General features: G+C 37.9%; 20 protein-coding genes and 1 riboswitch. Of the genes, 9 read left to right on the forward strand and 11 right to left on the reverse strand.

What is annotated here, in order from left to right; genetic code table 11:
• The first annotated feature begins 514 nt into the window (after positions 1 to 514).
• From MM214_RS03700 to MM214_RS03725, 6 genes are all read left to right on the forward strand, one after another.
• On the forward strand, positions 515 to 1,144 hold the full coding sequence (locus MM214_RS03700; protein ID WP_241292143.1) for an ATP-binding cassette domain-containing protein: 630 nt from the start codon (positions 515 to 517) through the stop codon (positions 1,142 to 1,144).
• 968 nt (positions 1,145 to 2,112) lie between these two features.
• Complete coding sequence (locus MM214_RS03705) at positions 2,113 to 2,436, forward strand: hypothetical protein (protein WP_241292145.1); 324 nt, start codon at positions 2,113 to 2,115, stop codon at positions 2,434 to 2,436.
• A 250-nt stretch (positions 2,437 to 2,686) separates the two neighbouring features.
• Entirely contained in the window at positions 2,687 to 2,896 is a 210-nt protein-coding gene (locus tag MM214_RS03710; RefSeq protein WP_241292147.1) for a type II toxin-antitoxin system VapB family antitoxin, read from the forward strand.
• Between the two features lies 1 nt (position 2,897).
• On the forward strand, positions 2,898 to 3,302 hold the full coding sequence (vapC, locus tag MM214_RS03715) for a type II toxin-antitoxin system VapC family toxin (RefSeq protein ID WP_241292148.1): 405 nt from the start codon (positions 2,898 to 2,900) through the stop codon (positions 3,300 to 3,302).
• 102 nt (positions 3,303 to 3,404) lie between these two features.
• Positions 3,405 to 3,917 carry a hypothetical protein gene (locus MM214_RS03720; RefSeq protein WP_241292149.1) on the forward strand — a complete coding sequence of 171 codons (513 nt, stop codon included), beginning with the start codon at positions 3,405 to 3,407 and terminating at the stop codon, positions 3,915 to 3,917.
• Between the two features lie 9 nt (positions 3,918 to 3,926).
• Positions 3,927 to 4,331, forward strand: a complete 405-nt coding sequence (locus tag MM214_RS03725; protein WP_241292151.1) for a hypothetical protein — start codon at positions 3,927 to 3,929, stop codon at positions 4,329 to 4,331.
• A 181-nt stretch (positions 4,332 to 4,512) separates the two neighbouring features.
• Here the strand turns inward: MM214_RS03725 and MM214_RS03730 are convergent, their stop codons facing one another.
• From MM214_RS03730 to MM214_RS03755, 6 genes are all read right to left on the reverse strand, one after another.
• Complete coding sequence (locus MM214_RS03730) at positions 4,513 to 5,214, reverse strand: Dph6-related ATP pyrophosphatase (RefSeq protein WP_241292153.1); 702 nt, start codon at positions 5,212 to 5,214, stop codon at positions 4,513 to 4,515.
• Positions 5,215 to 5,249: 35 nt separating this feature from the next.
• Complete coding sequence (locus MM214_RS03735; RefSeq protein ID WP_241292155.1) at positions 5,250 to 8,720, reverse strand: VCBS repeat-containing protein; 3,471 nt, start codon at positions 8,718 to 8,720, stop codon at positions 5,250 to 5,252.
• 274 nt (positions 8,721 to 8,994) lie between these two features.
• Complete coding sequence (locus MM214_RS03740) at positions 8,995 to 10,518, reverse strand: RagB/SusD family nutrient uptake outer membrane protein (protein WP_241292157.1); 1,524 nt, start codon at positions 10,516 to 10,518, stop codon at positions 8,995 to 8,997.
• Positions 10,519 to 10,542: 24 nt separating this feature from the next.
• Positions 10,543 to 13,659: a SusC/RagA family TonB-linked outer membrane protein gene (locus tag MM214_RS03745; protein ID WP_241292159.1), complete on the reverse strand. Its 3,117-nt coding sequence runs from the start codon at positions 13,657 to 13,659 to the stop codon at positions 10,543 to 10,545.
• 740 nt (positions 13,660 to 14,399) lie between these two features.
• Positions 14,400 to 15,470 (reverse strand): YncE family protein, encoded by a 1,071-nt coding sequence (locus MM214_RS03750; protein ID WP_241292161.1) that lies wholly within the window; start codon positions 15,468 to 15,470, stop codon positions 14,400 to 14,402.
• Complete coding sequence (locus MM214_RS03755) at positions 15,467 to 17,344, reverse strand: TonB-dependent receptor (protein ID WP_241292163.1); 1,878 nt, start codon at positions 17,342 to 17,344, stop codon at positions 15,467 to 15,469. Before MM214_RS03755 ends, MM214_RS03750 begins: the two co-directional genes overlap by 4 nt.
• 194 nt (positions 17,345 to 17,538) lie before the next feature.
• Positions 17,539 to 17,767, reverse strand: a riboswitch (cobalamin riboswitch).
• Between the two features lie 170 nt (positions 17,768 to 17,937).
• On the opposite strand from MM214_RS03755, the gene MM214_RS03760 reads away from it, so the two are divergent.
• From MM214_RS03760 to MM214_RS03770, 3 genes are read left to right on the forward strand one after another with little or no spacing between them, the layout of a single operon-like run.
• Positions 17,938 to 19,098 (forward strand): ABC transporter substrate-binding protein, encoded by a 1,161-nt coding sequence (locus MM214_RS03760; RefSeq protein ID WP_241292165.1) that lies wholly within the window; start codon positions 17,938 to 17,940, stop codon positions 19,096 to 19,098.
• Complete coding sequence (locus tag MM214_RS03765; RefSeq protein WP_241292167.1) at positions 19,088 to 20,122, forward strand: FecCD family ABC transporter permease; 1,035 nt, start codon at positions 19,088 to 19,090, stop codon at positions 20,120 to 20,122. Before MM214_RS03760 ends, MM214_RS03765 begins: the two co-directional genes overlap by 11 nt.
• A 12-nt stretch (positions 20,123 to 20,134) precedes the next feature.
• On the forward strand, positions 20,135 to 21,130 hold the full coding sequence (locus MM214_RS03770) for an ABC transporter ATP-binding protein (RefSeq protein WP_241292169.1): 996 nt from the start codon (positions 20,135 to 20,137) through the stop codon (positions 21,128 to 21,130).
• Here the strand turns inward: MM214_RS03770 and pth are convergent.
• From pth to gcvT, 5 genes are all read right to left on the reverse strand, one after another.
• On the reverse strand, positions 21,120 to 21,680 hold the full coding sequence (pth, locus tag MM214_RS03775; RefSeq protein WP_241292171.1) for an aminoacyl-tRNA hydrolase: 561 nt from the start codon (positions 21,678 to 21,680) through the stop codon (positions 21,120 to 21,122). The two genes, MM214_RS03770 and pth, sit on opposite strands and share 11 nt — an antisense overlap.
• Positions 21,681 to 21,830: 150 nt before the next feature.
• Positions 21,831 to 22,403: a 50S ribosomal protein L25/general stress protein Ctc gene (locus MM214_RS03780; protein WP_241292173.1), complete on the reverse strand. Its 573-nt coding sequence runs from the start codon at positions 22,401 to 22,403 to the stop codon at positions 21,831 to 21,833.
• Positions 22,404 to 22,445: 42 nt separating this feature from the next.
• Positions 22,446 to 23,372, reverse strand: coding sequence for a ribose-phosphate pyrophosphokinase (locus MM214_RS03785; RefSeq protein ID WP_241292175.1), 927 nt, complete (start codon positions 23,370 to 23,372; stop codon positions 22,446 to 22,448).
• A gap of 101 nt (positions 23,373 to 23,473) precedes the next feature.
• A complete protein-coding gene (locus MM214_RS03790) occupies positions 23,474 to 24,199 on the reverse strand; it encodes a 2-phosphosulfolactate phosphatase (RefSeq protein WP_241292177.1) in 726 nt (241 codons plus the stop codon).
• A gap of 58 nt (positions 24,200 to 24,257) precedes the next feature.
• Positions 24,258 to 25,349 (reverse strand): glycine cleavage system aminomethyltransferase GcvT, encoded by a 1,092-nt coding sequence (gene gcvT / locus MM214_RS03795; RefSeq protein WP_241292179.1) that lies wholly within the window; start codon positions 25,347 to 25,349, stop codon positions 24,258 to 24,260.
• Positions 25,350 to 25,351 lie beyond the last annotated feature (2 nt).

A 25,351-nucleotide genomic window follows, 5' to 3' on the forward strand; every position in this document is an offset into this window, starting at 1 on the left:
GAATGTCATTTCATTTTATGGTTACAATTTTTAGTTTAAGTGCATTCAGTCCCAGTATGAAGTTTATTTTGATTAATAATCTTTTAATTAAAATTATAATTTATATTTACTTTTTAGGAGTGATCTGTTCATTTTCTTTTAGTATTTTATCAATTGGCTTGATCTTGATTGGTCAATACCAAATTAGTATTTTACATATATTGATATCATTTCTTTTAGTTAATTTTGTTTTTGCACCTCTAGGGTTGTGGATTTCATCTTTTGATTTCGTGAAAATCAATTTGTTTGAAACAAATAATAGATTCCATCAACCTTCTGCCACCTATATGGTAGTTTCTATTTTCTTCATTATCATATTTTTTTTATTCTTTGACGCTAGTAGTGAATTCCATTGGGATTTAACTTCAATATTATTTTATTTATTTGGTTTGATAGGAATTATTGGGGTTTCTCTAAAATATATATTAAGTAGTGTAATTAGGAATTATAAAAACTCTATTTTGAAATAAATGTAATGATTGAAATAAAAAAGCTAGAAATTAACCTTAAGGAGTATAAGGTAGTGGCAGAAAACATCCATATAATTGAAAATGAGAAGGTATTAATAACAGCAAAAAATAATTCTGGGAAAAGCATTTTTTTATTGGGACTTACAGGACTAATAAAAACCACCAGCAGAGATATTATTTTTTTTGATACACACTGTAAACAAAATTTATGGCAAAATTTCACAGGGATGTATTATGATCAATCTTCATTAATCCCTTATCTTACTCCTCATGAATATTTTATGATGTGTGGGAATTTAAAGGGTTTACCAAAAGGTTTAACTAAAACTAATTATGAAAGATACAGTGACTATTTATTTTTACCCAAAAACGAAAAAAAATATATTAAAGAATTATCATTAGGAACCCAAAAGAAAATTGGATTGATAGCAACCTTATTAGGAAATAATAAGATCATTCTATGGGATGAACCTTTTACCAATTTAGATGATGAAAGCTGTCAGTCATTAGCCTTACTAATCGAAAATGAGCTAAAAGATATCACGATCTTACTCACCTCTCCAAACGTAGAGTTGCCTTATGAAAAATCAACTTCTAAGCTTTTAATAAAGGAAGGTATTGTCAAAAAAATGTAAAGAATCCAAAAAGCATTTCATCTTCTTCAAGAAAAATATTGAACTTCAAGGAAATTGTAGCGGGTTGAGATTAAAATTGTGATATAGTTAAATAAATTATTAACCATATAAATTAAATTTTTAAGAGAGAATTGAACATTGAAAAAATGGAGATGGTGAATGGGTGGCTATCCAACAGAGATTGTATGTTAAGAGGATTAGGGACAACTGTTGCAATTGCAGGAGGTTTTTTATTTCAACCATTATGGGGTGTTGCATTTGTACTTGCTTCAACATCTGGTGATTGCTATTAATAAGTTAAAAGAGAATCATTTTAGGTTTTAAATATGGAAAATCAAAAAATATATGCCATACTTAGTTTGGTTTTTGTAATGGTCTCAATAATCCTTTTGCATTATGAAATTTTCCATCCATCTACTATAGCTGTTGTTTTTCTTGCCCCAGCAGCTTTTTTCCATTTACCACTTATTTTTCAAAGGAGAAAAACCAAATGAATTGTTTGCGTTTTGATGCTCTCTGTTTTTTAAGAATTTTAAAATATTTAATAAAATAATACTATGAAAGAGTCCAATTCAAAAATCATCACTTTCATTCATGTTCTTTTTATAATAGTTATCTACTTGGATCATGAATCAATTATCACAGACGAAGCATGGGCAAAAATTTTTATATTTTACTTTATCATTTTCCATGTTAGAAGTTTTATAACTTTACTAATGAAGAAGAAATTAAAAGTTTAACAATGTGTTAAACGGAGGATTTTTCTGTTGGAATATTTAGAAGTGTAATATAAGCACAGATGGACTTTTGGTGATTTAAGGTTCTTGCTTTGATCCTTCAGCTTGGCTATCATCGAGTTGAAAATTTAAAAAATAATTTTGTAGTTTAAGGAAGGTTTGCTAATTTTAAAAAATTAGTTGTTTTCTATAAAGTTACTTATTGTGATCAAATTGGCTAAATCTAGTACTGTGAGATTATTCTTTTTTGTCCTTATTATTTTGACTGTTTCTTGCAAAAATGAAAGTGTTGGGCAATTTTCGAATCTAACTTTAGATGATTCAAATACCATCACCCTTCCAGTGGATAAGGTGTCATCTAACTTTAAGGTTCTTTCTCAATATCATTATAATGTGAAGAATAAGGAAGAATACCTTATTCATATCAATACTTTTCCCTCTGATCCGAATTATATTTTTTTTGATAATATTGATGATCCCAGACAGTCTTTTCGTTTGAGCTTTCCTCAGGAAGGTCCCAATGGAGTGGGAAGCAGACAGAAATCTGAGGATTGAAATTAGTAGCTCATATACCTATACCCTTTAGATAAGACTACTAGTTGAATTTAAACTTTTCCAACGTTGGATTAAAAGTAAAAACAAATATTGTATACAAATCTGAACTTTGGAAAAGTTACCCTGAACTAAACGACATGGGGTCATATAATCATACATTTAACTTCCTATATTCTAACCATAACTCAAATTCCTCGAAAGAGATTTTATTAGAATTCGAATATTTATGTGTAAAAAATTTTATATTTTTGTGTATAAAAAAGTACTGATGCGAACCAATATAGAGATAGACCAAAAAGTCATTGATGAAATTCTTGAAAAAACAAGTATCAAAACAAAACGTGAGGCAGTCGATTTGGCATTAAAGGAATTTCTCCGAATGATCAAGTTGAAAGAACTGTCCGAATTGGCTGGTAAAGTCAATTGGTCTGGAGATTTAAATGCCATGAGGACTGATTGAAATGGACAATGTATTGATAGATACAAGTGTATGGATTAATTTTTTTGGTGGAAAAGACCAAAAGATTATCAGGGCCGTTCAGGAATTACTCAGTAGAGATCAAGTGGTGATTTGTCCTCCTATTTTCCAGGAGATTTTACAAGGGCTTAAATATCCAAAAGAATTTTTAGAGATAAAGGATAAGTTGAAAGCATTGAAGCAAATTCACGTCGATCCTTTTGAGGCTGCTGAAGGTGCCGCTCACATTTATTCTGTTTTAAGGTCACAAGGTATTACTATAAGAAAGAGCTATGATTGTCTGATCGCTTGGTATGCCATTAATACTAATGCTACACTTTTTCATTTAGACAGGGATTTTATTCCGATTTCAAAGAATTTTAAACTAAGATGCTTTCAGTATGGATAGTAATTGTATTGATGTTTTTCAATAAATACTGTAAATTAAGCTTGCTTTCTAGATTTGTATGAGTTGTGAAAGTGTTTTTGTAAATTAAGAAAAACATTAAATATGAAATCAATTCTTTTTATTTTCGTAAGTCTATTTTTCAATCTCTTTGACCAAGTAATTGACCGAGATAATAAGTTTTCGGTAAGTATTGAGATCAAAGAGTTGATGAATATGAAAGGTAATGCTGATTTGATGGATTCGGCAGGTGAACTAATTCAGGTTATCGAACTAGGTGATGATGGCATCATCATCGGAGATATCACAATAGGAAAGGAGAATGGAGTTTATAAGACTTTGTGGAATCAAAATCATGCCCTAACGTTTAATGCATCATTGACCAAGTTGGAAAGTAATACTCCAGAGAAGCTGATTTTTAAAAGGAAACTTATGCCTAAAAATAGCATAGTATGGAAAGGCAAAGGTGCTGAAGATATATTGGCAAAAACTAAAATAGACCGAGGAAAAGTGGTTATTACAGTGGATAAGTTGGATGATGAAGCTCTATTTGCAATGATTCTCATGGAAAGAATTCATCATGCAAGGTCATTGCTTATAGCGAGTACATCTTTCTGATAGGCTATTATGAAAAAGACTTGGATAGAAAAATTTCATGTAAGTAAGGAACCTACAGTGAAGCGACTGGAAAAGGCTTTTGCTGATATGCCAGAGCAATCCCTTATGCTGATTGCTACGCCTTCATTGATAGCGGATTACTTGAGGCAAGTTCCTATTGGCAAGGCCGTAGATATCAAAACACTTCGTAAGGATCTGGCATTGGAGTATGGGGCTGATCATACTTGTCCTGTCACCACTGGGATATTTTTGCGGATAGTAGCTGAAGCTGCTAATGAAGCACTTCAAGCTGGTGGTACTGTTGAGTCGATCACGCCTTTTTGGCGTGCGATAGTACCAGATTCACCTGCTGCCAAGAAGCTATCTTTCGGTCAAGAATTTTTGCTGCAAATGAGGCAGAAAGAAGAGATATAAGCTATGTAGTTTGCGTAGGGTAGGTAGAAAACCAGCTGTTGCGAGATTTTCAAATTTTTGATGCTTTTATAGTTGCTTCAGCTTTAAAAATTATTGTGATGTTTTATATACGGAGGATTTACAGCACTTAATGGTTGTAGAAGATAAATTGAAAATAGTTAATCCATATATTGCCTAAGCATCACCCCAAATCAGCAAACCAAAATTTCTTCTCGACTTCTTGGCCTTCAGCTGTCTTGAAGTGATAGGACTTACTTACAACCCCTTTCATGGTGATGGGAATTGTTTTTTTGAATATAGGACCATCGTAGCAAAAGGTGTGAAATTCACCATTTTCTCCACAAGGATCTACCTGATCTGTTAAGCTGTTCAAAAAATCGTGATCAAATGTTTTTCCTACCCATTTTTCAGCTATTTTATCCGCATCAGCTGCACAGATCAAAGTTCTGAATCCTTCGGATATGAAATTGTAAGCAGTTTCTTTTGTATCATCTTTCCACAACGGGAAAAGTGCCTTGAAATTCCGTTTTGCTAACTGATCTTCCCTGTAGGTTTTCAAGTCTTCAAGGAAAATGTCTCCATAAGCAATGCTGCTTATGCCAGACTCCTGCAATTCATCCAAATACTTGTTGATAGCTTTTTCATATTCCTTATTATCACCACAAGCAGGGTAGTAGAGCTTATCAAGTGGCAAGCCTAAAGCATCTGCTTGGGCTTCTATCAATGATTCATGGATGCCATGCATGCCTACTCTTCGGCTTTCTTCGCCAAAAGTAGTATGCAATCTAGTGATTTCAATATTTGGGTCATTCATCAGCTTCCAGAGGGCAAAAGCACTATCCTTGCCCCCTGACCAACTCATGGATATTTTTATCTTACTCATTTCGGTGATTTCTTGACACCAAAGGTAAGGAATATTTAGGGTAGTAGGTTTCTTGAAGTACCGTTGAATTTGGTGATACTGATAGCGGTGCAGTTTTCTGGTATCGCTATATTTCTGGTGTTTTGTGATAGATAGCCGCTTCCATAAGGTAGCTCAAGAACTTTGTCTGCCTCATTATCCATGCGAAAAATCACTTTGAAATCATCACCTTCTAGTTTTAGATGATTTATTCTATCCTTTTTCTCTTTCCTCCTAAAAACCTTTAATTCACCTTGATGCTGTTTGGCAATGAGTAAAGTCTCTCCATTTTTTCTTGTAAGACCTACCAAAGCCCTACCTTCGCCAGAAACTTCAAACCCACTGTTATTTTGAGGTGAAAGATTTTTCCCTTCCAAACTTACATCCAATACATTCCCAAAGGAGGCATCATATCTTCCACTTACTGATTCATTGCCATAGAAATTTCCTGTCATGAAGATTTGGTCATGGATGTGGTCAAAATAAGTTCCAAAACTAGGAGCAAGTTGAGTTTCTACAGGAAGAGGGGCAAGTTGGTATTTTCCATTTTCGTCTTTTTTCAAAATACTACTTTCAAATTGATGTGCCTTTAGTACTTGGGCTTTATCCAATTGCTCTTTGACGAAGAAGTTTTCTAAGTTATACTTTGCAAATTCTGAATACTTCAAAAACCTGTTTTTCCAAGAAGGAACTTGGCTTACAAGTTTATCCCTGCCATCTACTGGATAATGTCCATCAATTAGATAAGAGAACATGATGGGATCAATACTTCCATTATGATCAAAATCACCAGCAACAAGTACCAACGGTTTTTCAATATTTACATCCCAGCGTGTATTTTTCCCTGCATTACCGAGTATGTATCTCGGATAGCCATTAGAGTCTGTTCCATAGGCCTGAATGCTGTTCCACCAGCCTTCTGAGTGACTCGGGGCATAAGTTGTAGATACATTTTCGAAGATCACTTTATCCTCGTGCTTTGCTTGCTTGAAAAAGGTAATGGGCATCCATTCACCTACGACAATCAAGTCTATCAATCCATCTTGATCGAAATCGGTCCACAGCGCCGAACTGATCATTCCTAATTGCGAAACCTCAGATATGAGCTGACTGGTTTTATCGATGAACTTCCCATCTTGAAATGAAAGCAAGACAGCTGGTGGCGCTAGGGGATACTTTCCTGGTGTCACCCTTCCTCCAATAAAAATCTCGAAATTCCCATCTCCGTCAATGTCAGCCGCAGTAGCGATAGATCCACTAAAATTGGTATTTGGAATTTCTCCTTCAAACTTGCTAAAATTACCCTTGCCATCATTGAGATAGAGTCTGTCAGCGTAGTTGTCGTCATCTTCGAGGAAGCGACTACCACCACTAACTACATAGAGGTCTAAGTCACCATCTTGGTCGATATCTATGAGCAGGCAACCCATATCATCGGCTGGTTCCTCGCTAAGAATTTCCTTTTTTGTGAAATTTCCTTTTTGATCTTGGATAAAAACGAACCTGGGTTCACCAGAAGATCCACCTACAAATAGGTCATCCAGACCATCACCATTGATGTCACCTACAGCCATGCCTGGCCCATTTTCAGAATGCTTGTGTGGTAAAAGTCGCTGCCTGTTAAAATCATTGTAACTGCGATGCTCATGTGTATGAACAATTCCAACCTCACCCGAAATCTCCTCAAAGGTATAAGAATGGGTTAGTCGATATGGATTTTTAGCATCATTAGCATTCTTGTAATCAAGCTTTATGGTTTGATTGGGCTCTATGTTGGTTACTTGTTGTAATTTGCCATCAGGCCAAACTACATCAAGCTGGATGTCTTGAGCCGCTTTGTCAATTCCAAAATGAGCAATTGGCTCCACAAAGGACTTGTATCCTCGGGTAGGGTAGTGTTCGTAGTATTGGGTCTTGGTTTTGCCATGGAGTTGATAGCTCAAGGAAAGCTTGGAACCTAGTCCCATGGTGTTTAATGAGGAGCCAGTAATTTGAAATTTCAGGAAATTGCTAGCTTCTGGCGTTTTTTCTTGGTGAAGATTTTGGTAAATGTATGCCTCCTCATTGAGATTGTTGATCACTAAGTCTAAGTCCCCATCATTGTCAAGGTCTACATAGACGGCACCATTAGAGATTGAAGCATGCTTCATTCCCCAGTCTTGACTCTTATCGGTAAAGGTTAGGTCTCCTTTGTTTTGATAGAAGTAATTATTCAAACTAACTTCTTTAAGACTTGCCATTCCCTCAAGTAAATAAGCTCTTCTCTCTTCAGGGGTAGAAAATGTACTCAAGGTTTGCTTAAAGTTGATATGATCCATATCAGTCACATCTTTACCATAGCCATTGCTGACGAAGAGGTCTTTCAATCCGTCATTGTCAAAGTCTGCAAACAAGGGGCTCCAACTCCAATCAGTCATCGCCACACCTGCCAAAAATCCAATTTCACTAAATTTTCCATTGCCTTGATTGAGCTGTAGGGTGTTTCGCACATATTGTGGCTCGTATCCTCGGGAGAGGTTGTTCATGAACAAGTCATAATTAGCAGTAGGGGCAAACATGGTTTTTTGCCTATAATTATCTGGTGGAAACATGTCCAGAACCATAATATCAACCAATCCATCATTATTGAAATCTGCAACATCTACACCCATAGCATTGAAGCTTTGGTGTTTTAGCATTTGGTCTATTTGGTTAGTGAAAGTACCATCTCCGTTATTGATATACAGAAGATCATTGGTGATAAAGTCATTGGCAACATAGATGTCTGGAAAGCCGTCTTGATTGATATCACTGATAGCGAGACCTAGTCCATAGCCTTCTATCAAAATCCCAGCTTCTTGGGTTACGTTGGTGAAAGTCCCATCTCCATTATTTCGGTACAGTTTATCATTACTCTTGCCTTTTCCTGATTTTTCTCTTGGTCTAGAGGTATTTCTTTGAAAGGATTCCATGGCATTGGAAAGGATGTAGAGGTCAAGGTGGCCATCCAGATCATAATCAAAAAATGCTGCTTGAGTATTATATCCTCTGTCATCTATGCCATATTCGGCTGCTGACTCTTTGAATATGGGAATGCCATCATCATTGATACCTTGATTGACAAATAATAAATTAGGATTTGGGTTAGTTTCATCACGGTTTGAAATACTTACATAAATGTCAAGTAATCCATCTTGGTTTATGTCAACGACAGTAACACCTTCGGCCCAGGTTGAAGTGGATATGTTAGATGTTTTGCTAATGTCTTTGAACTGGAGATTCCCCTGATTGAGATAGAGTCTACAAGTGACTTGATTCCCTGTAAAAAACAAGTCTGGAAGCCCGTCATTATTGAAATCCCCCACAGCAACTCCACCGCCATTGTAGATATAGTCAAAATCAAGGATATTAAAATCATCATTGATATCTATGAAATTATTGAAGTCTATGCCAGTTTCGCTTGATTTGAGAAGCACAAACATTCCCTCATCCTGCTGCTCCTTTTCCAACCTACATGAGATGAGAAATAAGGTTAGAAAAATTATGAAGGATGAATTAAAATTTGTGATTAAAACATGTTTTCTGAATTTCACGGTGAAATTGAATTAGAGTTTGCAAATGATTATTGAGGCCCAAAGTCGAATATTATAAAAAAGGTAATGATATATAGACAATCCTAAAAGTAAAAAGCTATAAAAAAACCCGAAATATAAACTTCGGGTTTTTTATCTATATCACCCTGTGGTCAAAGACTGTAGGTGAACTAAATTTATGAATGATAGATTAATAACCTGGGTTTTGATCACTATTTGACAAGGCAGGGTTATTATCAATTTCTGCAAATGGCAATGGCATCAAATCATGGTGAGGGCGAAAGTTTGGAACAGGTTCACTTTGTAGGAAGCCTTGTCTTCTCCATCTTCTGATATCTCTATTTCTGATTTGCTCACCAGGCAATTCGACTTGTCTCTCATGTTGAATAGCGATTCTCATTTGAGCTTGAGTACCAGTAGGATACTGAGCAGTAGGGTAGAGCGGCATGTTTACGTCAGCTCTTTGTCTTGTCGCATTGAGAAAAGGCAATGCAGCTGCTGTGTTTCCAAGTTCGTTTTCAACTTCAGCCATCATCAAAAGTACGTCAGCATATCTGATGACCCTGAAATTAATCCCAGATGCCATATTTTCTGCTGCCTGCTTGTAGATCATGGTATACTTTCTCCATGCTGGTCTAGAAGAATCTCCAGAGAAGCTTTCTTCAGTGAGTACATTATTTCCATTGTTATAAGTGTCCCCTAGCTGATAGAAATTGTAATTGAATCGTGGGTCGTCTTTTGTCGCTCCGTTAGCTATTTTTTCAAAGGCATTTACGAGAGAAGTGCTTGGAACCAAGTTTTTCCATGCCGTTGGGCTATACTCTTGGCCTCTGAAGGTCGAAAAAGAAATGCCTGATCCATCTCCATCCCATACGTTGGCATCACCAAAATCCCTTGTCATGATTACTTCAAAGATTGATTCTTGATTGTGCTCATTTTCTTCTTCAAAGTTAGAAAGGTATCTGGGCATCAAGCTATATTCTCCTGAATTGATGATCGCTTCCAAAAGAGGTTTAGCAGCTGCATAATTACCTCTGAACAAGTGGACTTTAGCTAGCATAGCTTGAGCCGCTGCATTGGTAGCTCTACCTAGATCAGCACTACTATATGATGCTTTGTTGGGAAGTAATCTCGCAGCTTCTGTCAAGTCACTTATTGCTTGTTGGAATGTTTCTTCTTCTGTAGACCTTGGTAAAGCACTTTCTATGGCATTTGCCATTGTAGTCATCAAAGGTACTCCTCCCCAAAGTGAACCCAATTCATAATAAGCCCAACCTCTCAGAAAATGAGCTTCACCTTTGATCCTATTTCTTAGGCTCTCAGTAATTTCCTCAGAAACATTGTCGGCATTATCCAAGACAATATTGGCTCTGTGGATGATTCTATACCAACCTCTCCAATTCGAAATAATCAATGGATTAGAAGGATCGATAGCTCCTACGATGATTTGATTTCTATGGCCTTCTAGCTGACCTCCTCCAGAAGCGACATCATCCGATAACATGTCTTGTAAAAAGAAATATTCTCTGATATACAAATCTAAACCTTGTAGACCTGCGTAAGCTGCATTGATTCCAGCTGTGAGCTGTGGACCTGAAACGAAAAACGTTTCCACTGATAGTTGATTTGGGTTGATAGGATTAAGTTTATCCTCATCACATGAAGCCACCCCAATCAAAAGCAATAATGCTGTAATAAATAATCTGATTTTCATTATATATTCTTTTAATATTTTGGGTTAAAACGTAAGTTGTAAACCTCCTATGAAGGTTCTTGCAGCTGGATATTGACCGAAATCAATTCCTTGACCTAGAGTCGTGTTTATACCTGTTCTTGCAGCAATCTCTGGATCATATCCTGAATAATTGGTGAATGTCAGTAGGTTTTGACCAGATACGTAAACTCTGATTCTTGAGATCGACCCTTTGCTGATTTGTTCTACTAATGTGCTTGGGACAGTGTAGCCAAAGCTTAGGTTTTTTAACCTCAAGAAAGAACCATCTTCAATCCATCTAGAGCTTGCTCTAGCATTTCTATTTGGATCACTATTGATCGCTCTAGGCACACCTGTATCCGTATTGTTTGGAGTCCACCTGTCATTCACCACCGTGCTAGCATTGAATAATCTTGTCATCCCTTCGGTGTGAAATCTTAATAAATTGAAAATTTCATTACCTTGGACACCTTGCCAGAACATGGAGAAATCAAAGTTTTTGTAATTGGCTGAGAAATTCAAGCCATATGTGAAATCAGGCATGTAATGACCCAAATATGTTCTGTCACTGGCATTGATTTCACCATCACCATTTATATCTGCAAATCTGATATCACCTGCTGCAGTATGGATTTGGGGATTATATGGATCATCACCCTCTGGCAAATTTTGTCTCGGAGCTGAAATTGCCTCCTCATTGCTTTGGAAGATTGATTCTGCCATCCAGCCATAGAAGTAGCCAATTGGTCTACCTGCTTCGGTGAAAGTCAACGGGTCACCTTGGAAATCTGGACCAAATATGGTATTACCTGTACCTAATGATACCAATTCATTTTTCACAAAGCCTATGTTTCCATCCACGGCAAACTGGAAGTCTCCTGTATATTTTCTATAACCTAAAGTAAGTTCAATCCCCCTGTTGGATACTGTACCTACGTTGGCCACAGGTGCTCCATCATAACCTAATGAAGGTGGCACTGGCACACCTAGGATCATTCCCTCGGTAGTGTTGTCAAACCATTCAAAAGAGAAATTAAGCCTATCGTCGAATAGACCCAGATCAAAGCCTATGTTCTTCATGATGGTCGTTTCCCATCTCAAGTTTGCATTCGCTAAAGTTGAGATAGTACTTCCTGGTGCAGTAGTTCCACCAAAAGGATAGAAAAAGTTGCTGTTGATGGTAGCTTGGTATACATAGTTACCTATTTGGTCATTACCTGTCTCACCATAACTAGCTCTCAGTTTTAGATCACTTAATTGGGTCAAATTTTGCATAAATCCTTCCTCACTAAGTCTCCAGCCCGCAGAAATTGATGGAAAAGTACCCCATTTAGAGTTTGGTCCAAATCTTGATCCACCATCTCTTCTAATTGAAGCACTGAAAAGATATTTTTGGTCGAAATCATAATTGACTCTTGCCAAATAAGATATCAAAGCATACTCAAGCTTGTCACTTGATGCAGTCATATTTTGAACACCTTGCAGTTCACGAATTTCATTGGTTAGGAAATTCTGACCTGATCCTCCTAGTGAAGAGCTAAGAAATGTTTGCTGCTCGATAACTCCCAAGATATCAAATGAATGCTTGTCTATAGTCTTGGAATAGGTAAGTTGATTTGAAATTAATGGAGAGAAAAAGCTGAATCTATTCTGTCCAATGACTGCAAATGGTTGCTCATGAAAATCACCCGCTCTGTATCTAGGCACATATTCGTTTGTAGTACCCAATGCTAAATCTGTACCTACTAAGAATTTGTATTTTAATCCTTCAATGATATCTACATCTATATATGCAGAACCTAGAATTTTATACTCTTGTTGTCTATTAGTTCTTAGCTCTGCATTCAATACTGGGTTCTCAGCATCAGATCCATCCACTCTGTCTGGCCCTCTGAATCCACCCAATCTTGATCCATCCCTTACTGGAAGGTAAGGTACGGATTTTACCATATGCTCTAGCTGAGTTCTACCACTCACAAATGGCTCATTATTCCTGCTTGAATAAGCAATTGTCAATGTTTGACCGACTTTTACTCTCTTGTTTAATTTGAATTCGGTGTTGGATCTGAATGAGAATCGTTCGAAATCCGTACCTCTCATGATACCTTCTTGACCAAAGTATCCAGCGGACACATTATAAATAACTGATTCGTTTCCTCCAGAGATACCAACATTGTGATCTTGAATGGTAGCTTGACGGAACATTTCCCCTTGCCAATCTGTATTTACATTGGCTAAATCTCCTAGGTTATCAAACCTAGCAGGAGCAGGGTCTCCAGCATTTCCTAATAGATCTCTACCAAATGCAATATATTGGTCTCTATCTAGTAGATCGAGTGTTCTCCATGCTCTTTGTGTACCTACATAAGAGTCTACTGTTACTTTAGCTTTTCCTGGTTTTCCTTTTTTTGTAGTTACCAAGATTACACCATTTGCAGCCCTAGAGCCATAGATTGCTGCTGCTGAAGCGTCTTTCAATACCTCAATAGATTCTATATCTGCTGTGTTGATAGAATTCAAGCCTCCAGCAGGCACACCGTCTATAACGTATAGAGGGTCGTTGTTCCCTACAGTACCGATACCTCTGATTCTCACCACAGGATTGGTACCCGGCGCACCAGCATTGGTGACATTGACACCAGCTGCTCTACCTTGGATAGCTGATGCTAAGTTAGGTACTGGCAGTTCAGTGATTTGATCCGAAGAAATAGAAGTGATGGCACTTGTGACTGTTGCCCTTTTCTGCGTACCATATCCCACTACCACTACTTCAGAGAGAGACTCTTGAGTAGGTTGTAGGGAAATGTTAAATGTAGTTGTGTTTCCTACGACTCTTTCGATTTGAGTGTAGCCTATAAAAGAAAATACTAGGACCGAATTGGAAGAAGGTACACTTAAATTGAAAGTACCATCTATATCGGTGGCAGTACCTGTGGTACTTCCTTTGACGAACACGTTTACACCAGGTAGTGATTCTCCAGTATCACCATCTTTGACTGTTCCTGTAACTTGGATTTGTTGATTTCCTGTTTGAGCGAGAGCTTCTATCGGTTGATAGAAACACCATAAAGTTAACATACCTAATAAGGTGATGCTTTTGCCCAACAAACTGGAAAGTTTTGGGTAAATTGTTTTTTGCATAGGTTAATTTGGTTAATAATTATTTACAAACATACCATCTCAATTCTCGGGTGAATTCTGATTATTGATCATGGATTATAACTTTGAATTTATGCAAAAGGATTTGAATTGTGTTTCTCCTGATAATTGATATTAACTTAATAAAGAAGCTAAATTTCGTTTAAGAGAATAAAAAGAAATCGGTTGCATTTTGTTTCATTATTGCCAATACATTAAAAAAATAGCGATTATTAGAAAAATTAATGCTAAAAATAATTTTTTAATTTTCATGAAAAATTGCGTTTAGATGAAATCTTCAAAAAATACCATAATTTTAGCATTTTAGTCAATTTATACCGATCAAGTTAGGTGATTGTCTTAGAGGTTGACTTCGTAATTTAAAGTAGTCCAGACTTAAAATAATAAGTAAATAATGATGGAAGGTTTTTATTTATTACTTTCTTCGAATTAGATCTTATAGATGGATCGAATGAGGTTGAAATGAAAATTATGGATATCTGAAAAGAAACCATTTCCCAGTTATACAATTGTTTTTAAGATTAAGCCATTATTGGAAACTGAGTTCGATAAAGTTGAAAAGTTTTTAATTGATATTGATCCAGAAATAAACCTCAATTTGTTCGTATAGCTACTTATGGTATAAAAGTGGAAAGTGGTTATAAAAAATTCCTTATTCAAATTTCTCAAGACCATAGACCTAAACTATTTTCTAGGTCTATGGTTGATATTTCCTGTTTGTTTTACCTTCTAAAATAGAAACCAGAAGGCGCCACTCCAGTTGGTATGGTCTTCACTTGCTCTCCATTTTGGTCAAGTACAATGGCTGTTCCTGATCCTTGTAATCCATTGTCATCTGATACATAGATGCGCTTTTCTACAGCATCATAGCCAATACCGTACATCCTTCTTCCTTGGTAGAATTCTGAATCAATTATTTGTCCAGAAGTAATAGATATTTTGCTAATCATATCGAAATAATCAGGGTAGCCAGAACTTGAAACAATGTAGGCTTCTCCATTTTCAGCCAATGCAATTCTTGGTGTAGCATTCTGAATGGCTATCTCGGTGGTGTTTGATATGTTATAATTGGTTCTATTGATTTCGTGGAAATAAATGGCAGTGGAAGTTCTTGCAAATAATAGTAGTTTACCATCCAATTCGATAAAGCTAGCTGGAGTACCTACGACTTCTACACTCCTTTCGACTTCATCGCCACCTATGGGCAATACATCTATGGTCCTTGCTGCTCTACATGCGATTAAGATGTCATTGTTGATTTTGTATAATTTTTCTGGACTACTTGATGTTGGGATTCTTTTAGAAACCTGACCACCTGAAAGGTTGTCCACTACAGCGATGTAGGAGTCATTGAGTTGCCAGTTGCTGTCATAGGGGCCATGATCAGAAATATACAGTTTGTTGTCTGCCACGATGAGGGATCTTGGCTGGATCAACTCTGGATTTTCTTCACTTCCTTCTACCGATCCCACACTTTGAAAGGTGTTCTTATTCACAATTTCTACTTTTCCTGTATTTGAGACTAAGTAGAAGAAATCATTATGAGGTACAAGATCTTGAAGCACCCCTGCGAAAGGTCTGCTATTTACCTGCTCAAATATGTTTTGTTGTACCTCTCCAGTTGTGAAATTGTAATGGCTCACATCGCCATCTCTGGAACTGAAATTCCCCTCATTAATGATCAAAAGACCTCTTTCAAATTCGCCTAATGGGGTTTCGTCTCTACTGCTATCACAAGAGTAGATAAATAATGATAAGGCTAGGAGATAGCCTAGTAGTCTAAAGTTTCTCATAAGTTTACATTTATATTAATTTGATAATTTCTTCCTGGCATAGCCCTAAGTCTAAGTACTTGATAATTGCTATTGGTTAAGTTGTTGACTTGAAATCCAATGGAGGTGTTTACCATAGAAAAAAGCTTCAACTTGTGACTGATACCCAAATCCAAAAGCCCATAGGGAGCTACAGCTGAGATGTTGTCTGTGTTCACATATCGCTCACCTACCCAATGGCCGTTGATCATGGCTTCAGTTGCTTGATAGGCAATTCGAATATTGCCTTGAGCTTTGTGCTTAGGTGTTAGTGGTAATTGATTGCCCTGTGAGCGATCATTGGAGGAGATGCTGTTTAGAATTGTGGCAAGTGTATAGTTGTAGGTTGCACTTAAGCTGACTTTGACATTTCCATAAGTCTTAGATGCAGACCCAAAGTACTCAATGCCTTGATTTCTAACTTCACGGATATTTTCTGGACTCCAAAAACTTCCCCTTGGTAGCCAAATGATCCAATTGTCTACCCACATGCTGTAAAGGTTGATTTGATTTTTTAGCTGAAATCCATCTTTTTCCAGTTCTTGTTTCAAGCCAATTTCAGAACTGACGCTTTTTTCGGGTTCGATATCTGGGTTGCCACCAGGTACCCAAAACCTATCATTAAGCGTAGGAATCTTGAAACTTCTAGAAATGGTGGTGTGGGTACTAATTTTATTGTATTCCCCTTTTCTAAAAGTCCAATCTGCTCCAGCACTTGGAGTGAAAGGTGCTAAAGTACCATCATAGAGCATTTGCCTAAGGTTGATTGAAATGGCTAGGTCTGAAATTGGGCGAATATTTATAGCTTGGTAAAACTCTGTCCGATCATCAGTTGCCTGATAGCTGCTCAAGTTACCCCTCACATGATTGTGGCGAATGCCAGATTTTGATTGGAGCTTTTCTGATACAGTCCAGTCTACATCTGTGGATAGTAAATACTGCGCTGTTTGACTCAAACTGCCATTGAAATCGATTTCATCCAATACTACACCTGACTTTATGTTCCAGATCAAATTGCTAGAGAACTGATTATAATCGACCACTGCACGAAAATTCCTGTCTAATTGTTGATCCCGATCATTGGAGCCCATCACCGGTTGGATTTGCCTATCGGTGAAGTTATACCAAATGGAAGTGCTGAGCTGTTGTTTTTTACTTAGGTTCCAAGCCAAATCTTGCATGGCTCCAAATTGCTCTACAGCTGCATGTCTTTGTCTTTCTTCAGGGCTACCAGCTCTTGCGAGGTTATTGAATTTGAAGTTGTTTTTTGTATAGTTCCTATACGCTCGTGTTCTTGTAGAGAAATTTTTATTAGAAAATTCATACGCTACCAGTTGATTCCATCTTCCGAAGCTGCCTAGGGTTGTATTTATTCTTGTTTGATGTCCTTGATTGAATTGATTTCGGCTGTTGAGGTGCACTGCTCCACCTATCGCATCTGTGCCATAAAGTGCTCCTGCACTACCGTAGTGAATGGTAGCTTGATCAAATCCACCTACAGGGATAATCGAAAAATCAGCTTGTCCCAAAGAGGGGCTATTTACTGGTAGGCCATTCCAGAAAACAGCATTATGTCCAGCGGAAGTACCTCTCATGGTCAAAGAAGCGAGCATGCCTGGGCCATATTGTCTAAGAAAAAGCCCCGTTCGCTGCTGCAAGACTTCTGCAAAAGCTTGTCCTTGAAAATCAGCTAAATCTCTTGAGTCTATCGTCTGTAGTGTCTGCCCATGGCTGAATTTCTCAAGAGGCGCGGCATACACATCTATAGCATGAAGTTCTACAGTATCTTGTAGGCTATGCTGGTAAGTAACTGTATCCAAGCTCAAGGATACAAGGTATAATAAACTGATGAGCAACAATTGTTTTGAAGTTAAATAATGGCAAATGATTATTTAAACTCATTGCAAGTGCGAAATTTGTTGTGAGAGAAATGAGGGTGATACAAGCCATTGGCTTTCTTGTTTACTTACAAAGGGTTGGAACCCTTTATGTACTTATTTCCAAGAGCTGTAACAGATTCTTTTCATCTCCGCCTTTCACCCGAAAGCTTTGAATTTGAGTAGAAAAGGCAGGTCTCCTGGCTTCCTTGGATTTGCCAGCCTTCTCATCCTTTCCCGATAGTGATCGGGATGAACAATGGCAATGTAGAGGCAAATCACTTTCTCAGCATTTTCTGAGAAAAGGTTACAGTTGCGGGGACAGCTTCGGTATTACACCGAATTCCCTTTTAATCTCGAGGGCCTGATTTAGGATCGAGAACCAATTCATGCTGCAAACATAAGGATTCAATTCGATAGTTTTCAAACAAACTTTGGAAAAATGATTTCAAATAGAGTCGAGTTGAAATTTTCTTTTGATGAATTAATTGGAGTAGCTTTATAACGGCTTTTGAGTGAAAACCCAATCCCGTTTGTATATTTGAGGTGATTTTGGCTTTATTTTACCCATTATGATTTCTTATCAAAACACCTTCAAACTATTTTCCATCGCAATTTTACTTATCAATCTGCTTGCTTCATGTGAGGGTAAGGTAAGGTCAGTTCCATCCAATGAAAAAGAAATTCCCAATCTCTATGCGAAAGGTTTTCAGGTGTTTGAGGGGGAGAGTTATTGGGTGTTGACAGTCACAAAGGCCTTTGGTGGTACCCATAAGCCATTCAAATATTTGATTTTGGAAGACAAAAATGTCGTGCGACCTGAAGGGGATTTTGATGCTGTGGTTACATTACCGATTGAGCAAGTGATATTAACTTCTACCACTCAAATTCCTCACTTGGATTTACTTTCGAGTACAGAAAAACTCATTGGTTTTCCCAACTTAGATTTGATTTCAAGTCCTTTGTCAAGGAAACACATTGAGTATGGAGCGGTCCGAGACTTGGGGTCGGGTGCTCAAGCCAATGTGGAAATGATGGTAGACTTAGAACCTGATTGGGTGATGATTTCTACGATGGGTGAAGATTTAAAGCATCTAGATTTGCTAAAGACTGTGGGAATTCCAGCCTTGATCAATGGTGAATATGTAGAGCAGCACCCACTAGGAAGAGCAGAATGGATTAAGTTTACAGGTGTATTGTTAGGAAAGTTTGAGCAGGCATGCAAGGTTTTTGAAGAAATAGCCAACGAATATCTCGAGGCCAGTCAATTGGTGGATGAAAATGCTTCAATTAATAGACCTACTGTGATGGCGGGTGTGATGTATAAGGATATCTGGTATGTGCCGGGGAATGATTCATGGGGAGCTCAATTGCTAAAGGCAGCAGGAGGGATGTACATCTTTGATGATCAGGAAGGTACAGGGAGTGCTCAGCTCAGTTATGAATATGTATTGGATCAAGCGCAAGATGCTGAATTTTGGCTTGGTGCTTCTGATTACACCTCTCTTGAAGCCATGAGAGCTTCGGACAAAAGATATGTGAATTTCGCAGCATTTAAGCTAGGTAACGTTTATTCTTACACTTCCAAAAAGGGAGAAACGGGAGGTATAGAATATTTCGAGCTTGGCTACATGCGACCCGACCTCATACTAAAGGATCTTATCAAAATCTTGCATCCAGAATTATTGCCAGATTATTCTATGTATTTTTATGCCAAGTTGGATGAAAATTAAAGGGAAGCATAATACTATTTTTGCAATGTTGCTATTGATGCTCATATTGGTTTTTTTTATCAATATGAGCATAGGATCTGTGACTATCCCATTTATGGAGATTGTGAGACGAATTTTTGGAAATGAATTTTCTAGAACATCCTGGGAAATCATCATCTTTCAATACAGGTTGCCAAAGGCATTTACAGCAGTATTAGCGGGAATATCCTTATCAGTAAGTGGCTTACAGATGCAGACATTTTTCAGAAATCCGCTTGCCGGACCCTATGTATTAGGTATTAGTTCAGGAGCTGGGTTAGGTGTAGCCTTGTTGGTGATGGCAGGTTCAGCTTTTGGGCTTAGTTTTTTTTCAGGAGGTATCGGGCTGTGGGTTGTAGTTATTGCAGCAGCTGCTGGTGCTATTTTAGTTTTATTATTGATGAGTTTTACTGCTTGGCGAGTGAAAGACAGCATGACACTGTTGATAGTAGGGCTAATGTTTGGGAGCTTGGCTGGGGCGATAGTGTCTGTACTGTCTTATTTCAGTGATGCAAATCAACTCAAAGTTTATACCATTTGGTCTATGGGTAGCCTTGGGAGTACTTTTTCTGGTCAGTTAGAATTGTTTTTTGCAGCATGTCTCGTTGGATTTTTGCCAATACTGATTTTTATAAAGTCATACAACGCAATGCTTTTGGGAGAGTCTTATGCAAAAAGTATGGGGGTAAATATTCAAAAACTTAGGTGGGGTATGATCATTAGTACAGGTGTTTTAGCAGGTTCAGCAACTGCTTTTTGTGGTCCTATTGCTTTTATTGGAATAGCAGTTCCCCACATGGCAAGATTGATCTTCAAGACTGGTGATCATAGGGTTTTATTCCCTGCCTCGGCTTTGATGGGAGCGATAGTTTTGTTGTTTTGTGATGGGATCAGCCAGCTTCCAGGTTCGGCTCAAACACTCCCAATCAATGCAGTCACTTCTTTGATAGGTGCTCCCATGGTAATTTGTTTGGTTTTGAAAAGGAATTTTAGCAAAGAATTTTAATCAAAATGGTCAATGGAAGATAGGAATATTGTATTGAAGGCATCAAGCCTTAAGCTAGGTTACAAGAGAAAGGGTGTAGATGTAGTGATAGCCGATAGGCTGGAGCTGGAGCTTTATCAAGGAAAACTTACATGCTTATTGGGGCCTAATGGGGTAGGGAAGTCTACATTAGTAAAGACTATCATGGGGCAATTACCCAGTCTTGGTGGTGAAATTTGGCTTCAAGGAATGTCACTTGGGAAAATTTCAACTAAGGAGCTTTCAAAAAAAATTGCTGTAGTATTGACAGATAAGGTGAGTCTAGGAAATGTGACAGTATATCAGATGATTGCTTTGGGAAGAATCCCACATACGGCCTGGCATGGAAGTATGTCGATTGGAGATCACCAAAAGGTGGAAAATGCCATTGAAATCACAAAAATAGGCTACTTGCGACATACAGTCTTAAGCGAACTGAGTGATGGACAGCTTCAAAAAGTAATGATCGCTAGGGCATTGGCTCAGGATGGGGAGTTATTGATTTTGGATGAGCCGACTGCTCATTTAGACATGATCAATAGGTTTGAGGTTATGCATCTTTTGAGAAGGATTGCCAAGGAAGAGCAAAAGGCAATTTTGGTAGTCACGCATGACCTTGATATTGCTATAGATACTGCGGATGAATTTTGGATCATGCAGTGTAGTCAGCCTTTGGTATGTGGTACACCAGAAGACTTGATCATCAATGGTCAAATCAATTTGTTACTTCCAGATGCAAAACTTCAATTTGATCTTACGTCGGGCAAAGTTCAAGATGCAAGTCCTTTTGAGTTTCCAGCTATCTCAGGGGATGAAACATCAGTGCTTTGGCTAAAATCAATCATCAGAAAAAATGTCGCAAGATTTCTTAACTTGGAATTAGAGTTAACAATAGAAACTAGTCCTTTTCTATTGAAGGCAAAAGATGGAGATCAAATAAAATATTTTCATTCATTTCAGCAATTTATTGACTTTTACGCTATTCGTTGAATTGAGTCATAGTCATATTGATGCCTATAGCACAGAAAGACAGGGTCATTTCAATGGCTTTGTCCATATACATGGGTAGTTCATCAATTTCTTGTTGTGTCCATCTTCCTAAGACATATTCCACTTGCCTTCCTTTAGGGTAGTCATCACCTATGCCAAATTTCAATCGAGGGTAGTCTTGACCTCCTGTGAGCTCTTCGATATTTTTGAGCCCATTATGGCCAGCGGCTGACCCTTTGCCTCTCATCCGCAATTTCCCAAAGGGAAGAGCGACATCATCCACGATAACTAAAACATTTTCTTTTGGAATACTGAGTTCCTTCATCCAATAGTTTACAGCTTTTCCGCTGAGATTCATATATGTGGTTGGTTTGATCAAGTGAATGTGACGTCCTTTGAACTTGAACTCCGTTGTAAAAGCCAGTCGTCCACTTTTCCATGAGACTCCTTGCTTATCGGCAAGTCTATCTAATGTTAAAAATCCTACATTATGGCGCGTCAGTTCATACTCAGGGCCGATGTTTCCTAATCCTACGATCAAGTATTTCATATTGATATTTGTGCTGAAATTAAATCTGTTGATAATATCACCAATTTGGTATAAGAGCTATTCGTGAATGCTATAGTTTCATGCTTATGCAAAAATAAAAAATCCTGCTTGCGAACAGGCAGGATTTTAAAATATTGCATAGAGCTGGAATTATTCAGCTTTTTTACCTCTAAGTGCTCTTGGAATACCGATCGTAGCGATAGATACGTTAGGGCTTGTAAGGATTTCAAAACCTTCTACTGACAACTCACTTACTTTTACAGATTTACCTAAGTCTAGGTGAGAGATGTTTACTGGAATTCTATCAGGAAGATTAGCAGCAAGACCTTTTACTTGAAGCGTTCTAGCTTTCATTTCCAACTTACCACCTTTTTGGATACCTGGAGAAGTTCCTTGGATATCTACTGGGATGTCCATTTTGATAGGCCTGTCTTCCGTATATGCCAAGAAGTCAGCGTGAAGCAATACCTCAGATACTGGGTGAAATTGAGCTTCTCTCAAGATGGCTTTCACCTTTGTACCTTCGATGTTCAAATCTACCATGTGAACATCTGGTGTATAGATCAAGTCTCTGAAAAGGATGGCAGGAGAGTGGAAGTGAATCTGCTCTTTGATACCTGGACCGTAAACTACACAAGGAACGCTTCCTTCTTCTCTGATTTCTTTCAGTGCAGCTCCGTCGAGATTTGCTCTTTTAAACCCTATAATCTCTAAAGATTTCATAAATTTTAAAATTGATTTGTTATAAATAATTAAATGTAATTCTTAAATAAATAATGCAGAGATTGATGTATTTCCTGTCACTGCATGTATTGCTTTTGCGAAAAGGTCTGAAACTGATATTACCCTAATTTTTTCAGACTTTTGTCTTACAGGGATCGTGTCAGTGACTACCAATTCAAGTAGCACAGAGTTTTCAATGTTTTCGTAAGCTTTTCCAGAAAGTACACCATGAGTTGCTATTGCTCTTACAGATTTTGCACCTTTGTCCATGATGATCTGTGCAGCTTTGCAAAGCGTACCTGCTGTATCCACTAAGTCATCTACCAAGACAACGTCTTTTCCTTCTACATCTCCGATCACTTGCATAGAAGCTACTTCGTTAGCTCTTTTTCTGTGCTTATCACAGACTACCATTTCTACTTCAAAATGCTTCGCATAAGACCTTGCTCTTGCAACTCCACCCACATCAGGTGCAGCAAAAATCAAGTTACTTGTATCTAAGCGCTCCAAATAGGGCACAAAGATAGCTGAACCATTCAAATGATCCAAAGGTAAATCAAAAAATCCTTGAATTTGACCTGCATGAAGATCACAAGTCATGATACGATCTGCTCCAGCAGAGGTTAAGATGTTTGCTACAAGTTTTGCAGCAATAGAAACCCTCGGTCTGTCTTTTCTATCTTGTCTAGCATAGCCATAATATGGGATAACTGCACAGACCTTGTAGGCAGATGCTCTCTTGGCAGCATCTATCATCAGACAGAGTTCCAATAAATTGTCAGCAGATGGATTTGTAGATTGAATAAGAAATACAGTACATCCTCTTACTGATTCGTTGAAGCTTGGAGACATTTCTCCGTCGCTAAATTTAGAAAGGGTAAGATCTCCAAGTTTTTTGCCATAATGCTTGGCGATTTTTTCTGCTAATTGGATACTGTTGGTTCCGGCGAAGAGTTTGACCTCAGTCATTTTTGTGAAGGGTTTTGGATAAGAATCTATTTGATTTCGAATGCTTACAAATGTATGGATTTTTCATAAGCATACAGCATGTAAATTTCAGCTTTGAATTATTATTCGGTTTCAATCGATTGTGCCACAAGTTCTTGGCCTATTAGTTTACCAATGATCATATATTGATCAAGTTGCAAGCAGAAGTCTATATCTGCTTCTATGTTGTGGTTTTGTAGTCTCTTGGCGTGTGAAGCTTGGGCGAGAAATCCCGGTAAGTTAGTTTTAGTTGTTTCGTAGAGGGATTTCATTGCTATAGCTCCGTCACAACTTATTGAAAAATCTTGTGCTAATGTACTTACTAATGCTCCTGCGTATAAAGAATCTTCTAAGTTGAACTTTCCTTTCCAGCCTGCACAGTGGATCAGAATGTCGGCATTTTGTGTTTTGAGGTATTGAGCAGTCGCCGAAAGGTTGATGAAGGCACCTATCAAGATTGCTTTAGCTCCTGATTTTGATTTCTCTATAGCAAGTGTCCCATTGGTGGTAGTCATGGCGATTTTTTGACCTGCAAATGCATTATCTAAATAAGCCAAAGGAGAATTCCCAAGCAAAAATCCATCTGCAGGTTGACCATTTCTTTCACCTGCGATCAGGTAGCCTTCAGCTTTCATAGACCTGCATGTTTCCAAGTCTGCTACTGGTGTGATACTGCTTACACCATTACCCAAGGCTGTTATCATCGTAGAGGTAGCGCGAAATATATCTACTACGACGACTATTTTGTCATTGATGTCATGTAGGTGAATTAGCTCTGGACTAAAGCAAACTTCTATATTTTTTTTCATGATAGGCAAAAGAAAAACCCGCAGTGCTCAAGGAAGGACATGCGGGTTCTATTTAATGTTATTTGTAAAGTGGCAGTTTTTCCACCTTAGCGGGGATGTTTTTATTTCTAATCTGTATGTAAATGTCTGTGCCCACGGATGCATATGCTGTTTGTACATAGCCAAGTCCTATTCCTACAGACATGGATGGAGATTGCGTGCCAGAAGTCACTTCACCGATCGTTTCCCCATCCATATTAAGGATAGGGTAGTTAGCCCTTGGAATACCTCTCTCATGCAATATAAAGCCAACAAGCTTTTTATCTACTCCGGCTTCTTTTTGTTTTTTGAGGTTGTTACTATTGATGAATTCTTTTGTGAATTTTGTAATCCAACCTAGTCCAGCTTCTATAGGGGAGGTCTCGTCATTGATGTCGTTACCATAGAGACAATAGCCCATTTCCATTCTTAGGGTATCTCTTGCTCCAAGACCTATGGGCTTGATGTCAAAATCTTTTCCAGCTTCGAAAATTGCCTCCCAGACTTTTTCTGCATCTTGATTTTTTACATAAATCTCAAATCCTCCAGCACCAGTATATCCTGTCCCAGAAATGATTACGTCTTGTACTCCTGCAAACTCACCTACGGTAAAATGATAAAATTTTACCTCGGAAAGATTTATGGGTGTCAAGGATTGTACGGCTTCTATTGCTTTTGGACCTTGGATGGCAAAAAGGGATATTTCTTCAGAGATGTTTTCTAAAGTTGCTCCTACGGTATTGTGCTTATTGATCCATGCCCAATCTTTTTCGATATTAGAAGCATTGACTACTAGCATGTATGCTTCATTATCAAACTTGTACACAATTAAATCGTCCACAATTCCTCCTTGTTCATTTGGGAAGCATGAGTATTGCGCCTGTCCATTGATAAGCTTAGAGGCATCATTAGAGGTTACTTTCTGAATCAAATCCAAGGCCTTCGGGCCAGTTACCATAAATTCTCCCATGTGTGAGACATCAAATACACCCACTCCTTCTCGCACAGCTTTGTGTTCCTCAATATCTGAGGTATACCTTACTGGCATATTGTAGCCAGCGAATGGTACCATTTTTCCTCCTAGTGCCACGTGGAGGTCGTTAAGTTGTATTTTTTTGATGTTTTCTTCCATGA

The sequence above is a fragment of the Belliella kenyensis genome (assembly GCF_022549675.1).
Lineage (GTDB): Bacteria > Bacteroidota > Bacteroidia > Cytophagales > Cyclobacteriaceae > Belliella > Belliella kenyensis.

Bases quoted from the DNA above. Each gene is read 5' to 3' on its own strand.
- MM214_RS03765 (WP_241292167.1), top strand. From the start codon at position 19,088: ATGAAAATTAAAGGGAAGCATAATACTATTTTTGCAATGTTGCTATTG.
- MM214_RS03740 (WP_241292157.1), bottom strand. From the start codon at position 10,518: ATGAAAATCAGATTATTTATTACAGCATTATTGCTTTTGATTGGGGTG.
- pth (WP_241292171.1), bottom strand. From the start codon at position 21,680: ATGAAATACTTGATCGTAGGATTAGGAAACATCGGCCCTGAGTATGAA.
- MM214_RS03745 (WP_241292159.1), bottom strand. From the start codon at position 13,659: ATGCAAAAAACAATTTACCCAAAACTTTCCAGTTTGTTGGGCAAAAGC.
- MM214_RS03750 (WP_241292161.1), bottom strand. From the start codon at position 15,470: ATGAGAAACTTTAGACTACTAGGCTATCTCCTAGCCTTATCATTATTT.
- MM214_RS03790 (WP_241292177.1), bottom strand. From the start codon at position 24,199: ATGAAAAAAAATATAGAAGTTTGCTTTAGTCCAGAGCTAATTCACCTA.
- MM214_RS03780 (WP_241292173.1), bottom strand. From the start codon at position 22,403: ATGAAATCTTTAGAGATTATAGGGTTTAAAAGAGCAAATCTCGACGGA.
- MM214_RS03700 (WP_241292143.1), top strand. From the start codon at position 515: ATGATTGAAATAAAAAAGCTAGAAATTAACCTTAAGGAGTATAAGGTA.
- MM214_RS03770 (WP_241292169.1), top strand. From the start codon at position 20,135: ATGGAAGATAGGAATATTGTATTGAAGGCATCAAGCCTTAAGCTAGGT.
- MM214_RS03720 (WP_241292149.1), top strand. From the start codon at position 3,405: ATGAAATCAATTCTTTTTATTTTCGTAAGTCTATTTTTCAATCTCTTT.
- MM214_RS03785 (WP_241292175.1), bottom strand. From the start codon at position 23,372: ATGACTGAGGTCAAACTCTTCGCCGGAACCAACAGTATCCAATTAGCA.
- vapC (WP_241292148.1), top strand. From the start codon at position 2,898: ATGGACAATGTATTGATAGATACAAGTGTATGGATTAATTTTTTTGGT.
- MM214_RS03725 (WP_241292151.1), top strand. From the start codon at position 3,927: ATGAAAAAGACTTGGATAGAAAAATTTCATGTAAGTAAGGAACCTACA.
- MM214_RS03730 (WP_241292153.1), bottom strand. From the start codon at position 5,214: ATGAGTAAGATAAAAATATCCATGAGTTGGTCAGGGGGCAAGGATAGT.
- gcvT (WP_241292179.1), bottom strand. From the start codon at position 25,349: ATGGAAGAAAACATCAAAAAAATACAACTTAACGACCTCCACGTGGCA.
- MM214_RS03760 (WP_241292165.1), top strand. From the start codon at position 17,938: ATGATTTCTTATCAAAACACCTTCAAACTATTTTCCATCGCAATTTTA.